Here is a 15385-nt window from a genome sequence, read left to right as displayed (position 1 = left end):
TGCACCCGCGGCTGGACTCGAACCAGCAACCTCCTGCTTCGTAAACAGGCGCTCTCTCCATTTGAGCTACGCGGGCTTCGCGTGCCGCGCCCCTGGACGGATTCGAACCGCCAACCTTCGCCGTCGGAGGACGGTGCTCTGTCCGATTGAGCTACAGGGGCATGGACATGATCGAGAGTCTGGTGCTATCCCAACTCAGCTAGCGGCGCCGCATGTACTACGTTTCGTGCGCTCGGCAGGAGTCGAACCTGCATGCCCATGTGGGCACCCGGGTTTGAGCCAGGCGCGTCTTCCAGTTCCGCCACGAGCGCGGATGTCACATCGTTCAATTTTCAAAGTGCACGCACGACAGGCGATTTCACCTGGCACGTCGGGCGGCGCAAGTGCGCTGGAGCGCGTTGCCGAGAACAGCATGCGTTGCGGCAGATGCGAATGTCGAGCGCATCTTTCTCGCTAATCCGTTGCACACCAAGGTAATTGGGCGCAACGAACTACAGCAACGTCAGGCGACGTTCCTGCCAGGGACAACAGCGAAGTTGAGAGATTTGTGAGATTGTTCCTCGGGCCTTTGCTTCTGGCCGGGGCATACACCCACTCGTCGGCGCCACAAACTCGCCGCGGATGCGTCGCGCATCCCGGCGAGCGGCTCATAGCCGTGGCAGCACCTGTTCACGCCGTCACGGTAACACCGCATTTCCACAGGTCCCAGCGAATTTTCAGGACGAAAGGATCGCTGAGCCTTTTGGGCTCAGCGATCCTTTCAACGACTTCGTTGTCAGCCCGGCCGGCCAGTCCCCTCAGGAGGAAGCGCGGCGGAAATGAAGGAGTGGCAAGCCTCCACCGCCGGCTTCAGCTCGGGAATGCTGCTCGCGCTCACGTCGCCACGCATCTTCGAGGTGTCGATGAGCGGATCACGTGCAGAAGCCGGGTCGGGGAAGTCGGGCACGCCGTGGTCGCGCACGCACTGGGCGAATTTGAGTGCCGCGTCTTGCTGTGCGGGAGTGCGGCCTGCGTCGGTCGACCAGCCGGCCGGCTGCAGGTTCGCACATGCGTCGACTGCGTTCTGCCACGTGGCCTTCGATACGGAGATTCCTCCGTATCGAATTTGTCCTTCCGCGTTCGGATCAGGGAAGTCTGCGACACCGTTGGCTCGCATGCACTCGGAGTACTTCGTCGCCTGTTCCTGACCGGCCGGGTCTGCGACAGCTTGGCCGGCGGCGGCCAAACCGGCCGAGCCGATGAATACGGCGAGCGTGAGAGTGACGAGCGGGCGTCGGGTATGTGCTGAGTTGTTTGTCATGGCCGCCAGTCAAGGCCCGGTGGTGTTGTCAGCGCGTATGCGAATTTCGATATGCCGACGATATGTCCGAGCTCGTAGCTTGGAGAGCATGCGTGTGTTGGTCGTTGAAGATGAGCCCTACATGGCAACGGCGATCCGCGACGGCCTGCGCTTGGAGGCGATCGCCGCCGACATCGCCGGGGACGGGAATACCGCGCTGGAGTTGTTGAGCATCAACGCCTACGACATCGCCGTACTCGACCGCGACATTCCAGGTCCCTCGGGCGACGAGATCGCCGAACGGATCGTCGCCTCAGCCAGCGGTACACCGATACTGATGCTGACCGCTGCAGATCGGCTCGATGACTTGGCCTCGGGATTTGAACTCGGTGCGGACGACTATCTGACCAAGCCATTCGAACTGCGCGAACTCGTGCTGCGCTTGCGGGCGCTCGACCGCAGGCGCGTCCAGAGCAGACCGCCGGTGCGCGAGATCGCGGGCCTGCGGGTCGACCCGTTCCGCCGTGAGGTGTACCGCGACAGCCGCTATGTCGCCCTCACCCGGAAGCAGTTCGCGGTACTCGAGGTTCTCGTCGCCGCCGAAGGTGGTGTCGTCAGTGCCGAAGAGCTTCTCGAACGGGCGTGGGATGAGAACGCCGACCCGTTCACCAACGCGGTACGGATCACGGTTTCCGCGCTGCGCAAACGTCTCGGCGAACCGTGGATCATCGCGACGGTGCCCGGCGTCGGCTACCGCATCGTCACTGCCGCCGGCCCCGGACACGAGGAACGAAACGATGGTTAGAACACCGGGATTGAGCCTCCGTCTGAAACTCACCCTGAGCTACGCCGGGTTTCTGATGCTGGCCGGTGCCCTGCTGCTCGCCGCCGTGTGGGTGTTTCTGCTGCGGTACGTGCCAGACCGGATGATGATCATCCCGGGCAGCACTGACATCGCCTTCCCCAATGACGTCTTTCCCATCCGGTCCAGACTCCTGCACGTTTTCGCTCCCAGAGCGGCCGTCGTGATGGCGTTCCTGTTGGTGTTCGGCCTTGTGGGAGGGTGGCTGCTGGCCGGCCGGATGCTCGCGCCCCTCACTCGCATCACGGCCGCCACCCGGATGGCCTCGAAAGGGTCACTGTCGCACCGAATCCGATTGCCGGGTCGGCGAGATGAGCTCCGAGAGCTCGCCGACGCCTTCGACACCATGCTCGAACGGCTCGAGGCACACGTCGCAGAACAACAGAGATTCGCCGCCAACGCCTCCCACGAACTACGCACGCCCTTGGCCATCACGCAGACACTGCTCGACGTGGCCCGCCAAGATCGCGACCGCGACACCGATGAACTGCTCGAACGCCTGCACGCCGTCAATGCGCGGGCGATCGACCTCACCGAGGCGCTACTCCTGCTCGGCCGGGCCGATCAACGCTCCTTCGCTCAAGAGCACGTCGACCTGTCCCTCGTCGCCGAAGAAGCCACGGAAACGCTGCTGCCGCTGGCGGAGACACATGGCATCGTCATCAAGACCACCGGCGACGTGGCCCCCACCACCGGCTCTGCCGCGCTGTTGCTGCAGATGGCCACGAACCTGGTGCACAACGCGATCGTGCACAACCAGCCCGCACACGGCACCGTGTGGGTCACGACCGCTGTTCACCCCACCTCAGTGGTTCTCTCTGTCGAGAACACCGGCGACAAGCTCACCCCGCCAATGGTTTCCACACTTGTAGAGCCATTTCAACGCGGCAGCGAACGGGTGCGCTCCCACCACGAAGGTGTCGGCCTGGGCCTGGCAATCGTCAACAGCATCGTCCGAGCCCACGACGGGACTCTCACCCTCACTCCGCGTCCGGCCGGCGGGCTGTGCGTCACGGTGCGACTCCCGCGAGACGACTGACGCACCCGGCAAGGACTCACGTTCAGCTGCCTCGCACGCGCGCCCACAATCGCAGGTACACCTCTGCGCCGTGGAACATGTCGGTCATCATCTGGGGACCGGCGAGCACCCGGATCGCTTCGAGCCAGTCTGCGTAGCTGCCGTAGGTCGCAGTGCCGTCGGTGTTGATGTCGAAAGTGCGCTCGCCCCAGCGTTCTCGGTCGAAGGTCACCTGTCCGTCATGCGAAGTGAAGGGGTAGGTGACGACGCCTGGGCCGAGTGGCCCACCCTGCGGTGCGAGGCCATTCATATCGGAACCGAAGCCGAAACCGAACTCGGGGTTCGGCCGGTACATGGCCCGAGCCTGGCGCCATGTACCGATTGTGCTGCTGGGCCCGCCGGCATACGGCGTCGCGAAACCGCCAACCGCGTAGACACGTTGGATGGTGCGAGCAGAACCCCAACTGTGCGAGGACACCACACCCGGGTACTGGCGTTGTTCGATGATGGTCATGACCTGGTCTGCCGTGACCTCGTCCATGTGATCGATCTCGATGAGGAAGCCGCGGTCGATCATGGCGTTGACCAGGTATCTCCCCAGTTCGGTGAGGCCGCGGACATTGCAATGGGGTCCGTCGGCGTAGAGCGGCAGCGTCGCGCCGCCGATGAATGGGCCGACGAGGCGCGCCAGGAACTGATTGACATTGCCCGCCAGGGGAACCGAAAGCTGCGTGCTGTCGGCTTCGGACCCGGTGCAGGACTGAACGTTCCAGAATGTGCCGGTCTGCATGAAGTTGCCTGCGTTGACCAGCAGCCCGGTTGCCGCTGGGTCCATCTTGGTGCCGCCGAAGGCATTGTCGAACTTGTGGATGGGGAAGAAGCTGGTGACACCGAGGTTCCGGAGCTCGGTGAGCCAGCCATCGACGTCGGCGCGACCGCATTTCGGCTGACCCAGGATCACGCCGCAGCCCATCGGGTCGGACAACTCCATCCCGAGGACCACTGCCAGCTTGCCGGATGCGGCGACCTGACGCGCCGACACCGGATCGGTGACGATGCGGAAGAAACCTTGTCCTGGGCCGCCGGCCTGGGCGTCGACGTAGTCCTGCAAGGCACGCAGACTCGCCGCCTGGGTGCGCACGGAAGCCATGTCGTTACAACTGTTTCGGCGATCGGTCATCAGCATGCACAGTGACTCGTTGTCGACCAGGTCGACCGTCATCATGCGCAGACCGGCCTTCCAGGTCCGCTGGAGACTGGTCCAGTAGGTGTTCTCCGTGGTGAGCACGGACGGCGCGGGCCAGTCCCGGAACGTCGGCCAGCCGTGGGTATCGGAGGCGTGAAACGGCTCGCCGTAATCGAGAAAGCTGGCTACCAGACCGTTGGTCCCGGTGCGATACCGCGAGCAGTCGGGCAGCGCGTATGGGGCGCCGAGGGGATGGAAGGGACGTCCGCAGTGGAAGTTACCGCCCATGAATTCGTAGGCGGTGACGTGTACGTGCGGGTCGATGGTGCCGACGATCGATCCGTCCGGGCCGACGCTCGATCCGGGGGTGCCGGTGGTCCCGTCATCCGCTTCGGGATAGTCAGCACAACCAGCCGCCGGCACGAAGGTGACCGACCCACTCAGCTTCGTCGCGGCATTGGTGAGCGTGAATCCGGTTGCACCCGAACCATCTACGCGCCAGACCGACGTCAGTGATGGCGTCGCGGTGGTATCGACCGACCGTGCCGAGGCATTGAGCACCTGCTGGTTCCGGCCGTACAGCAGATACTCTCCGAGTGCCGTTGCCTGCATCCGGTACGGGCCGGCGGCGGGGAGTAGCGGTCCGGTCGGAGTGTCGATCGTGTAGCAGCCGTGCACCAGGGAGTAGCGAGTCTGCGTCGGATCGGCGGCCGCTGAACTCATCGCGGGCCCGGCCGCCACGGCTGTCAGCACAACGGCAAGCAGCACTGACAGATACTTCAAAGGTGTTCTCCTGGTTGCGATTCCCCGAGTAGACCCAAACGCGAACAAGGCAGCTGCATACCACACCGACCCCCTTGGTGGACGCAGCAGATGAAGCCGAAAGCCGTTGTCGCTGAGGGCGAATTGATCACCCGGTCGCAGAGACTACCCACAAAGGCGGGAGCCGAGAGTCGTCGTCAGCATTTTGTGACCCACCCGTTAAATATCCCGGCTCCGCCGCTGAACCTGATCCAACACCGGTTTGCAGCTCAATTTGTTCTTCGCTAGGGGCAGACCTTCAGACCACCAGCCGTTTTCCCGTGACTGCACCCGGGCGTAAGCGCCTTGGTCCCCATCCCCGGCGGGGTGCGGCCCAAGGACGGAAGTCCCAATGGCGGGGCGATGTACTTATCTACCCATTGCCCATAGGCATCGGGAGTACTGCCCGAAAACTCATCCTTGGCGTCGTTGAATGTCGCGCCCGGAGTTTCCGGGGCACCCGGGTTCGGATTCACACCCACAGCCGTCGTTACGTCGCCGACCTTCCGTGGGATGCCCCCGGAACCCAGTCCGTTGCCGTCGGAGCTTGGATCGGTCGGTGGATCTGCCCATGCGACTCCAGCGAGCGGCACTGAGATGGCTGCCGCTGCGGCCGCGGTGACAAACAGTTTCTTGATCATCGCTCCTCCTATCGATGACGTGAGCCCGGCGCTCACCTGTCCGATCTTCACGGCCAGTCGGCGAGCTGCACTCAGTAGTCGGCTACTGCACCTCAGTGGGGACGACCGAGAAGATGACGAGCGCCCTTCTCTGACGCTGATCTAGGTTGCTGAGAGGTCCGCGTAGCGTCGAACCATCATTCAATGACGTCTGGTGGCGGCGGGGGCGGACAAGCCCGGGAGGCGCAATCGCCGATTAAGCCATGCTTATGCATCTGAAGAATCATTAGCTGTACTTGATCCCCGCACGTCCATAGCCTCGAACACATGGCTTCACCCGTCCTCGTCGGATTCCTCACCACCATGGCGTTGATCGCCGCGATCGGCGCCCAGAACGCGTTCGTGCTGCACCAAGGCATCCGTGGGGAACACATCGTCGCCGTCATCGCGCTGTGCACGGTCTCCGACCTGATCCTGATCGCCGCGGGGATCGCCGGCGTCGGCGCCGTGATCACCGCGCATCCCGACGCGATGACGGTGGCGAAGTTCGGCGGGGCGGCGTTCTTGATCGGCTACGGCGCCCTGGCCGCGCGGCGCGCCTTCCGGCCCTCGACACTCAACCCGTCCGAGCGCACCCCGGCCCGCCTGGCCGAGGTGCTGGTCACCTGCCTGGCGCTGACCTGGCTGAACCCGCACGTGTATCTGGACACCGTGGTGCTGCTCGGCTCGCTGGCCAACGAACATCAGGAGCAGCGGTGGCTGTTCGGCGCCGGCGCGGTGGCTGCCAGTGCGGTGTGGTTCACCGGCCTCGGTCTGGGCGCGCGTCGGCTGGCCGGACTGTTCGCGACCCCGATGACCTGGCGCATTCTCGATGGCGTCATCGCGGTGATGATGGTGGCGCTCGGCGTAAGCCTCGCAGTGTCCTGAGCCCCGGTCGCCGCCACCTGGGCGCGGTCAGAAATTCGTCAGGCAAGTGTCGAGCGGGTTCCGGGCATGAGACAGAATTACGAGGTGAGTCCCATGTTCCGCCGTGAACCGGCGCCGGCCCCGCATCCGATGGCGGATGCTCCGGCCTGGTTCACCTCCGCTCTGGAGCAGACGCCAGAGCACTCCACCATCGACGTCGACGGATGTCCGATCCGTGTGCGCAGCTGGGGTGACCCGGACAAGCCTCCGCTCGTGTTCGTCCACGGCGGCGGAGCCCACTCGGGATGGTGGGATCACATCGCCCCGTTCTTCGCCCGCACCCATCGGGTCATCGCACCCGACCTGAGTGGGCACGGCGACAGCGGAACCCGCACCGAGTACGCCCTGTCGATCTGGGCCCGGGAGGTTCTCGCGGCATCGGAAGCCTCGGGGTCCACGGCGCGGCCCACCATCGTCGGGCACAGCATGGGGGGCTGGGTGGGCGCCTCGGCCGCCACCCGCTACGGCGCGCAGATCGACAGCATCCTGGTCATCGATTCGCCGCTGCGCGAGCGCGCCCCCGAGGAAGTCCGGCTGCGCAACCGGCGCCGGGACACGGCGGGATACCAGTCCGAGGAAGAGATCCTTGCCCGGTTCCGGGCCGTCCCGAAGCAGGACGTGACGCTGCCCTACATCGGCCATCACATCGCCGTGGAGTCGATCCGCAAGACCGACGACGGATGGGTGTGGAAGTTCGACCCCGATATCTTCGGCGGTCACCTGCTCGACGAAACAGCGGCCGACGAAGAGATCTTGGAGAACACCTTCGCCCGAATCCCTTGCCGGGTCGGGTATTTGCGGTGCGAAGACGGGGTGGTTCCCCCTCCGATGGCCGACCAGATTCGCTCGATGCTGCAACTGCGCGGTCCGTTCGTGGAACTCGCCGAGGCCGGCCACCACCCGATGCTGGATCAGCCGCTGCCGCTGGTGGCGACCATCCGCACTCTGCTGGAGTTCTGGTCGATCACCTAGCCTGCAGCGGCCCCGCGAAAGACTTCTTCAGCGCCCGCGGGGCGACGACGGACAACAGCGCGGCGAGCAGTTTGCGCCTGAATCCCTGGGGATCGCGGACCAATTCGATGTCGACCTGCGTACCGGCTGCCTGCGGGGTGAGCTGGAAAGTCCACCCGCCACCCGGGCCAAAGACCTTCGAATCGCGAGTGGTCACGGTCACGCGCCCACGCTGAACATCCCAGTCGTAGCGGGCGCGCTCCCACGCCGCCGCAGTGCCTTCGGTCACCTCGGCCCAGGTATCGCCGAGTGAGTGCACCTGGAAGTGGTCCGCGTCGATCGTCGGCCACTGCTGCGGGCGCGTCGGCCCAAAGTCGGTCAGTACGTCCATCAGGCCGGCGGGGTCCAGCGCTGACGTCATCTGGAAGCGGACGGTGGGCATGTTGGAACTCCTCATCGTGACCAATCAATCTGGGACGTAACGACATTCATCAGCTCTCGCCAGCGATGCCGCCGGGTGAATGCCATACGTACATCTGACCCGTCGGGAGCGATCAAGTCCAACGATTGCTTTTGATGTTGACCATCTCCCATCTAGATGACAGCCCGCAGCAGAGTCGATTCCCCCGGTCGAATGCCCAACTCATACCTGGGCTGGATCGCCTGATGCCCGAATAGGCTTGTGTCGCCGCGTCGGCGATGCGGGTCCCGAAGCCGTCCGTGACTGTCCGAGGTGGTCGTGACGTCATGGCTCCCCGGTAGGCTGCCGGAGCGGATACCCATGCGCGATCGGAGGCCTGTACCCGTGCTCGACGCTGACGACGTGCGCAGCACCGCACTCTCGTTCCCGGAGACCTCCGAGAAGGAACGCTGGGGTCATCCGACCTTCGATGTGGCGGGCAAGATGTTCGTCACCGTGCCCGACGACGAGACCTCATTTGCGGTGCGCTGCCCCAGGTTTGACCGTGAGGAACTGATCGCCGCCGAACCCCACAAGTTCTGGGTCACCCAACACGAGGCCGCCTCGGCCTGGGTACGGGTCCGGTTGGCTGAGCTGGAGGATCGGCGAGAGCTCCGCGATATCCTGCTCGACTCCTGGCGGCAGGCCGCGCCGAGCCAACTGACGGAGTAGCCACGTACTGCCGTGCGGTATGGCGAGTCGCCGGATGGTGCACCCGCTCAGACCGGGGCGAACCGATCCGCCCAGGGCATCGCCTGCTCGAGCTGAGCCCCCAGCTTGAGCAGTAGCGCTTCACCGGCCAGCGGTGCGACGAACTGGACGCCGAGCGGCAGACCGTCGGCGGTCCAGTGCACAGGTAGCGAGATCGCCGGGCGGCCAGTGATATTCGCCAGTTGCGTGTAGGGCACCCAGCCCAGGTTCTTGTCCACCATGTCGTCGACGATCTTGGTGTAGCGCAGCATGCTCGCGGTGCGGGTCTTGATCAGCGCGTCGGCAGCACGCTGCAGCCCCACCGGCAGATCGAACTCGCCGATCCGCGGAGGCAGGGTCGCCAGGCTGGGCGTCAACAGCAAGTCATACGACTCGAAGAACGTGGTGAGCCGCCGCGTGTGTTCGTGGCGCCGCTGCACCGCGTCCAGATAGTCGACACTGCTGGTGGCGCGACCGATCGCCGCCATGATGCGTGTGTCCCGTTCGAAAGCGTCGTCGCCCGCACCGGTCAGCCGCTTGGCCTCGGCGAGTTCCCATGCGCTGTAGACGAACCAGGTCAGCAGGAAGTCGCGGGCAAGCGCGGCGTCGTCGAACGGTGCTCGCGGCAATTCCTCGACGTGGTGACCGAGTTCGGTGAGCGCGGCCGCCGTGGCCTCAACAGCCGCGAACGCCTCGGGGTGCGGCGCCGGGTTGATCGACGTCGGCACCCGCAGCCCGATCCGCAGCTTTCCGGGATCCGCCCCCACACATGAGGCGAACGACTCGTCGGGCAACCCCGGCACGTACGGGCCCCAGGGTTCGCCGCCGCTGAGGACATCGAGCATCCCCGCCGTGTCGCGCACTGTCCGGGAGACGACACCTTGGACGGCCGCGCCGTGCATGGATTCCGCGGTCGCCGGACCCGACGGAGTCAGACCGCGGCCCGGCTTGAGCCCGACCAGTCCACAGCTGGCCGCCGGGATGCGAATCGATCCGCCGCCGTCATTGGCACCCGCGCAGGGCACGATGCCCGCGGCCACGGCGGCCGCGGATCCTCCCGAGCTCCCACCCGGCGACCTCGCCAGATCCCAGGGGTTGCGGGCCGGCCCCCAGGCGTCCGGTTCGGTGATTCCCTTGGCGCCGAACTCCGGGGTGTTCGTCTTCCCGAAGATGACCAGGCCCGCGTCGAGCCAGCGTTGGACGACCGTGGCGTGCTCGGGGATGATCAGCGACATCAGCGCACGTGAGCCGGCCGAGGTGGGCAGACCCGCGTAGTCCTGCGCGAGATCCTTGATCAGGAACGGCACCCCGGCGAACGGACCGGTCAGATCATCCGACGGCGACGCCGGAACATCGCGGACGATGGCATTGATCTGCGGGTTCACCTTCGCCGCCCGTTCGCGGGCGGTCGCGAGCAACTCAGCCGCCGAAACCTGCTTGTCAGCAACCAGTTTCGCCAGGGCTGTGGCGTCGTGCGCACGGTACTCGTCGAACTCCATCCCACGAACCTAGTCCGCGCCGGCGTTGCGCGGTGGGCTACCGCCGACGCGGAACGTGGGGGGGTTGCTGTCGCCGGGGAATCGGGCTTGGGCAAGCTGATTACCACCCGAACAGAGGAGGAGCACCCGTGGACTTCACGACGATCCGGCACGAGCTCAATGATGGGATCCTCACCGTCGTCCTCGATCGCCCGGACAACCTCAATGCCTTCACCGTCGAGATGGCCGACGAGTTGGAGCGCACCTTCGTGGCGGTCAACGACGACGACGCGGTGCGTGCGGTCATCGTGACCGGCGAGGGCCGGGCGTTCTGCGCCGGCATGGACCTGTCCAGCGAGGGCAATGTGTTCGGCCTCGACGAGTCGAAGTCGCCGAGCCTGGCCGACATGGCCGACCTGGACAACCCCGAGTTGCAACGGGTCAGGGACACCGGCGGCCGAGTCACGCTGGCGATTTACGCCTGCCGCAAGCCCGTCATCGCCGCCATCAACGGCGCAGCGGTCGGGATCGGCGCGACGATGACTCTGGCCATGGATGCCCGGCTCATGTCGACGAAGGCCCGCTTCGGGCTGGTCTTCGGGAAGCTCGGGATCACCCCGGAAGCCTGCTCGACCTGGTTCCTTCCCCGGATCGTCGGTATGCCAACGGCTTTGGACCTGGTGTACCGCTCCGACATCCTCACCGCCGACGATGCGCGCGAGATCGGGCTGGCACAGGCCGTCCACGAACCGGACGCCCTGATCGCCGAGGCACGGGCGCTGGCCGATGCGTGGACCCGCGACCGTTCACCGGTCTCGGTCGCGCTCATGCGTCAAATGCTCTACCGGAACGCGGCCGAGCCGCATCCGGTCGACGCGCACCGGGTGGACTCACTGGCGATGTTCTACACGAGCATCGGCGACGGCCACGACGGTGTGCGGGCCTTCCTCGACAAGCGTGCCCCCGACTTCACCGGGCGAGCTTCCGAGATGCCGCCGTTCTACGAGGAATGGGTCGCCGGCGACGAAGCCCGTCACTGATCAGACGCACACCAGGCTCTGTCCTCCGTTTCGAGCACCTTGTCGACAAATCCGTGCACCTTGCGTAGCAACTGTTCAACCTGCTGTTCGCGTAGCCGCTGGAGGTCGGTGTCCTTGTGATAGGCCGGCGGCAGTTGCCGTACGTTGCGGGAACAGCCGAAATTCGCGCAAATCATCGTGCCAATGGTGTCGCCCTTGCGGCCTGCTGCCCCACCTCGGCGAACGGTATAGAGCACCGCTTCATCGGTGAGGTTGACGTCATTGCACCACGTGCACATGGCTCGACCCCGTGGCTTGACCGCGGCTCGGTTGAGTAACAGCGTGAGCGGTCCGTCTGGCCGCTCGACCAGGAGGTAGGCCCGGCGTGGGATCTTGGGGTCGGCCCAGCCGTAATACTCCAATGTTGTGAAGTCGACGGCATCAAAGTTCGCGGCGAAGGTGACCCTTTTGACCTCGCTACGAGTAGCGCCGCGGAAGGCTTTGAGAATCTGGGCAGGGGTATAGGCGTCCATTGGTGAATCCATCCTGAAAAAAGGGGAGCGCACGCCTGTGCGGTTCCCTGGGAGTGAGGGTACGACTGCGCCGCCGGCCCAAAACGGGTCGGCGACGGGGCGCGGTCATCTGTTGTCGGCGCGCGCGCCGACGACCTCCTCAAACCGGATGTTCACGCCGACAACGGTAGCGAGCGACGCCAATCTGAACCAACTTGTTTTTGACGACGCGAGCCATCAGGCGCAACCGCCGCATTCGCGGCGAGTTCACAGCCACACGGTAGCGCCATCGATGGTCCCGGAATCGCAAGCGGTGCAGCGGAACACGCACCAGCAAGCGCGAGCTCTTCACCCGATGAAAATCACCCCTTGTCACATAACGCTACGGCGCGTAGCGTAACGCCGCGTGACCCGGAGTTTCCACGTCGGCCAGCCGTTCACCACGCCCGATGCCGACATCGCGGCGGCGTTAGAGCAGGTCAGCATCCCGACGCTGCTGCTCTCGCTCGTGCACATCACCGGCGACCCGCGCTTCATCCGCGAGTTCAAACAGGCCGGCCTGTTCCTCAACGAGGTCCAGGGCTTCATGAGCGACGAGGACAAGGCGCGGGCCCGTGAGGTCGCGCTGCCGGTGATCGCGGACTACCGCGACCGCGGCTGCCCGGTCCCCGATCCGCTGCCCGCCGAGTTGGTCCGGGAGATGCTGGACTGGGCCGCCTGCGAGCCGGTCGACGACGACAACCTGCCGCTGGTCCTCGAAGAACTCGACCTCGAGGGCATCGATCCGCGCCGGCCGACCACACTGGAAGACACCGGCGGCTTCCGCGTCGTCGTGATCGGCTGCGGGGAATCCGGCGTGCTGGCCGGGGTACGCCTCAAGCAGGCCGACATCGACTTCACGATCGTGGAGAAGAACGCCGGCCCGGGCGGAACCTGGTGGGAGAACAGCTATCCCGGCGCCCGCGTCGACGTGGCCAACCACTTCTACTGTTACAGCTTCGAACCCAGCAACCACTGGGACCACTTCTTCGCCGAGCAGCCCGAGCTGCGCCGGTACTTCCAAGACGTGGTGGACCGCCACCAACTCGAACCGCACATCCGGTGGAACACGGAAGTGGTCTCGGCGGCGTGGGACGGCGCGATGTGGAACGTCACGGTGCGCTCGGCGAACGGGACCGAGACCCTCAAGGCCAACGCCGTCATCACCGCGGTCGGCCAGCTCAACCGCCCTCAGATCCCCGACTTCCCCGGCGCGGAAACCTTTGCGGGACCGGCATTTCACTCGGCGGCGTGGGACCACAGCGTCGACGTCACCGGCAAGCGGGTCGCACTCGTCGGGGCCGGCGCCAGCGGCTTTCAGATCGCCCCGGCCATCGCTGACAAGGTCGAGCACCTCACCGTCTTCCAGCGCACCGCGCAGTGGATGTTCCCCAACCCGATGTACCACGAGCCCGTCGCCGACGGGGTGCGCTGGGCGATGCAGCATCTGCCGTATTACGGCCGGTGGTACCGCTTCCTGCTGTTGTGGCCCGGAGCAGACAAGGGACTGGACGCAGCTCGGGTGGACCCGGACTATGACGACCAGGGCAACGCGGTCAGCGAGATCAACGCGATCGCCCGCATCATGTTCACCGACTGGATCACCACCCAGGTAGGTGACGATGCCGAGCTGCTGGCCAAGGCACTGCCCGACTATCCGGCCACCGGCAAGCGCACGCTGCAGGACAACGGCAGCTGGCTGGGCACCCTCAAACGCGACAATGTGGATCTGATCCGCACGCCGATCGAACGCATCACCCCGACCGGCATCGTCACGGCCGACGGCAAAACGTACGACGTGGATATCATCGTGTACGCCACCGGTTTTCGGGCCACCGATGTGCTGTTCCCGATGACCATCACCGGGCGCGACGGTATTGACCTGCACGACGTCTGGGGCCAGCGCCCGTACGCGTATCGCGGCATCACGGTGCCGGGCTTCCCCAACTTCTTCATGACCTACGGCCCCGGCACGCACCTGGCCCACGGCGGCAGCCTGATCCTCAACTCCGAACTGCAGATGCGCTACATCAACAAGTGCCTGGAGCATCTCATCACCGAGGGCCTGCGGACCATGGAGCCGCGACCGGAGCCGACGAAGGAGTGGCACCGCCGCTCGCAGGAGGCAATCCGCCAAACCGTGTGGGCCCAGCCCTCGATCAAGCACTCGTACTTCAAGAATGCCGACGGTGAGATCCACACCGTCAGTCCGTGGCGGTTGAGCGAATACCGTTCCGCCATCAACGAACCCGTCTGGTCAGACTTCACAGTGCAGGAGGCATGAGCATGCGCGCAGTCGTCGTCGATAGCGCCGGAAAGATCCACGTCGAAACCCGGCCCGACCCGGTGTTGCCCGGGCCCGACGGGGCAATCGTCCGGGTCGAGGCCGCGTCGATCTGCGGATCGGATCTGCACTTTCTGGAGGGCCACTACCCGATCGCCGACCCGGTGTCCGTCGGGCACGAGGCCGTCGGCACGATCGTCGAAATCGGTCCGGAGGTAACCGGATTCGCCGTCGGCGACCGGGTGCTGGTGTCGTCGGTGGCCGGCTGCGGACACTGCAACGGCTGCGCCACCCACGACCCGATCCGCTGCGTACAGGGCCCGCAGATCTTCGGCACCGGGTTCCTCGGCGGGGCGCAGGCCGAACTGCTGGCGGTGCCGGGCGCGAACTTCCAGCTGCTGAAGATGCCCGACGGCATCAGCACCGAGCAGGCCCTGCTGCTGACCGACAACCTGGCCACCGGCTGGGCCGCGGCCAAACGCGCCGACATCCCGGTCGGCGGCTCGGTCGCGGTGATCGGCCTGGGCGCGGTCGGCATGTGCGCCCTGCGTAGTGCCATCACCCTCGGTGCGGCAAAGGTTTTCGCGGTGGACCCGGTGGAGGCCCGGCGCGAGCGCGCGGCGGCCTCGGGCGCGATCACGTTCGCCCCGCCATCAGCCCAGGCGATCCGGGAGGCCACCGGCGGCCTCGGCGTGGACTCGGTCATCGACGCGGTGGGCATGGACGCCTCGATCAACGACGCCATCGACGCCGCCCGCGCCGGCGGCACGGTGTCCATCGTCGGCGTGCACGATCTGCAGCCCTACCCGATGCCGGCACTGGGCTGCCTGCTGCGCAGCCTGACCATCCGTTTCACCACCGCGCCGGTCCAGCAGACCTGGCCCGAGCTGATCCCGCTGCTGCAGGCCGGCCGACTCGATGTCGACGGGATCTTCACCACGACGATGTCGCTGAACGACGCCGCCGAGGGTTACGCCAAGGCGTTCTCCCGCTCGGGTGAAGACCTGAAGGTTCAGCTCAAGCCGTAGCTGTCGCGGGTGGCTGTACAACACATCGTTGCTCTATGCAAATTTTCGTGAGTCGGTTCACAATCCGGAATTAACTCGCCGACAACGGAATAACAGCTGCGCTGCGGTCAGTTAAACGGACACGTGCGCCAATCGAACTCGCTAGTTGACTGTCCGAACGCGGCGCCGCAGCGCCAGGCCCTGCCCACAGCC

The 15385-nt window shown here is 65.6% G+C and carries 13 protein-coding genes and 3 tRNA genes; 8 read left to right on the top strand and 8 right to left on the bottom strand.

Translation table 11 applies throughout. From position 1 onward, the window contains the following. Positions 1 to 2: 2 nt before the first annotated feature. The 4 genes from G6N57_RS08025 to G6N57_RS08010 form a co-directional block, all read right to left on the bottom strand. Positions 3 to 76, bottom strand: a tRNA-Arg gene (locus G6N57_RS08025). 11 nt (positions 77 to 87) lie between these two features. Beyond that, positions 88 to 161: transfer RNA gene (locus G6N57_RS08020), tRNA-Arg, on the bottom strand. A 66-nt stretch (positions 162 to 227) separates the two neighbouring features. Next, positions 228 to 311: transfer RNA gene (locus G6N57_RS08015), tRNA-Leu, on the bottom strand. A 464-nt stretch (positions 312 to 775) separates the two neighbouring features. Next, positions 776 to 1300: a hypothetical protein gene (locus G6N57_RS08010; protein WP_077739989.1), complete on the bottom strand. Its 525-nt coding sequence runs from the start codon at positions 1298 to 1300 to the stop codon at positions 776 to 778. Positions 1301 to 1388: 88 nt separating this feature from the next. Between G6N57_RS08010 and G6N57_RS08005 the strand changes: the two genes are divergently transcribed. Next, the gene (locus tag G6N57_RS08005; protein ID WP_077741831.1) at positions 1389 to 2084 is read left to right on the top strand and encodes a response regulator transcription factor; all 696 of its coding nucleotides are present in this window, start codon (positions 1389 to 1391) and stop codon (positions 2082 to 2084) included. Between the two features lie 10 nt (positions 2085 to 2094). Then, complete coding sequence (locus G6N57_RS08000; RefSeq protein ID WP_272936932.1) at positions 2095 to 3180, top strand: sensor histidine kinase; 1086 nt, start codon at positions 2095 to 2097, stop codon at positions 3178 to 3180. 22 nt (positions 3181 to 3202) lie between these two features. On the opposite strand, the gene G6N57_RS07995 is transcribed toward G6N57_RS08000, so the two are convergent. After that, a complete protein-coding gene (locus G6N57_RS07995) occupies positions 3203 to 5128 on the bottom strand; it encodes an amidohydrolase family protein (protein WP_077739987.1) in 1926 nt (641 codons plus the stop codon). A 965-nt stretch (positions 5129 to 6093) separates the two neighbouring features. Between G6N57_RS07995 and lysE the strand changes: the two genes are divergently transcribed. Both lysE and G6N57_RS07985 read left to right on the top strand, forming a co-directional pair. Next, positions 6094 to 6693: an L-lysine exporter gene (gene lysE, locus G6N57_RS07990; RefSeq protein WP_077739986.1), complete on the top strand. Its 600-nt coding sequence runs from the start codon at positions 6094 to 6096 to the stop codon at positions 6691 to 6693. A gap of 93 nt (positions 6694 to 6786) precedes the next feature. Continuing rightward, positions 6787 to 7704, top strand: a complete 918-nt coding sequence (locus tag G6N57_RS07985; RefSeq protein WP_077741830.1) for an alpha/beta fold hydrolase — start codon at positions 6787 to 6789, stop codon at positions 7702 to 7704. On the opposite strand, the gene G6N57_RS07980 is transcribed toward G6N57_RS07985, so the two are convergent. Next, complete coding sequence (locus G6N57_RS07980; RefSeq protein WP_077739985.1) at positions 7697 to 8125, bottom strand: hypothetical protein; 429 nt, start codon at positions 8123 to 8125, stop codon at positions 7697 to 7699. The two genes, G6N57_RS07985 and G6N57_RS07980, sit on opposite strands and share 8 nt — an antisense overlap. 363 nt (positions 8126 to 8488) lie before the next feature. Here G6N57_RS07980 and G6N57_RS07975 point away from each other — a divergent pair, with 363 nt between their 5' ends. Next, positions 8489 to 8815, top strand: a complete 327-nt coding sequence (locus G6N57_RS07975; protein WP_077739984.1) for an MmcQ/YjbR family DNA-binding protein — start codon at positions 8489 to 8491, stop codon at positions 8813 to 8815. A 47-nt stretch (positions 8816 to 8862) separates the two neighbouring features. Here G6N57_RS07975 and G6N57_RS07970 read toward each other — a convergent pair whose 3' ends face one another. Continuing rightward, positions 8863 to 10332, bottom strand: a complete 1470-nt coding sequence (locus G6N57_RS07970) for an amidase (RefSeq protein ID WP_077739983.1) — start codon at positions 10330 to 10332, stop codon at positions 8863 to 8865. Between the two features lie 128 nt (positions 10333 to 10460). On the opposite strand from G6N57_RS07970, the gene G6N57_RS07965 reads away from it, so the two are divergent. Continuing rightward, complete coding sequence (locus G6N57_RS07965; protein ID WP_077739982.1) at positions 10461 to 11351, top strand: crotonase/enoyl-CoA hydratase family protein; 891 nt, start codon at positions 10461 to 10463, stop codon at positions 11349 to 11351. On the opposite strand, the gene G6N57_RS07960 is transcribed toward G6N57_RS07965, so the two are convergent. Further along, complete coding sequence (locus G6N57_RS07960) at positions 11345 to 11863, bottom strand: FBP domain-containing protein (protein WP_077739981.1); 519 nt, start codon at positions 11861 to 11863, stop codon at positions 11345 to 11347. The two genes, G6N57_RS07965 and G6N57_RS07960, sit on opposite strands and share 7 nt — an antisense overlap. 385 nt (positions 11864 to 12248) lie before the next feature. On the opposite strand from G6N57_RS07960, the gene G6N57_RS07955 reads away from it, so the two are divergent. Together G6N57_RS07955 and G6N57_RS07950 are read left to right on the top strand one after the other, a co-directional pair. Then, a complete protein-coding gene (locus tag G6N57_RS07955) occupies positions 12249 to 14165 on the top strand; it encodes a flavin-containing monooxygenase (RefSeq protein WP_077739980.1) in 1917 nt (638 codons plus the stop codon). 2 nt (positions 14166 to 14167) lie between these two features. Then, positions 14168 to 15193 (top strand): alcohol dehydrogenase catalytic domain-containing protein, encoded by a 1026-nt coding sequence (locus G6N57_RS07950; protein ID WP_077739979.1) that lies wholly within the window; start codon positions 14168 to 14170, stop codon positions 15191 to 15193. The last annotated feature ends 192 nt before the right edge of the window (positions 15194 to 15385 follow it).

The sequence above is a fragment of the Mycolicibacterium boenickei genome, assembly GCF_010731295.1.
Taxonomy (GTDB): Bacteria; Actinomycetota; Actinomycetes; order Mycobacteriales; family Mycobacteriaceae; genus Mycobacterium; species Mycobacterium boenickei.
Note: the sequence above shows the minus strand (reverse complement) of the source record. Positions and strands in the feature narration are given on the sequence as shown.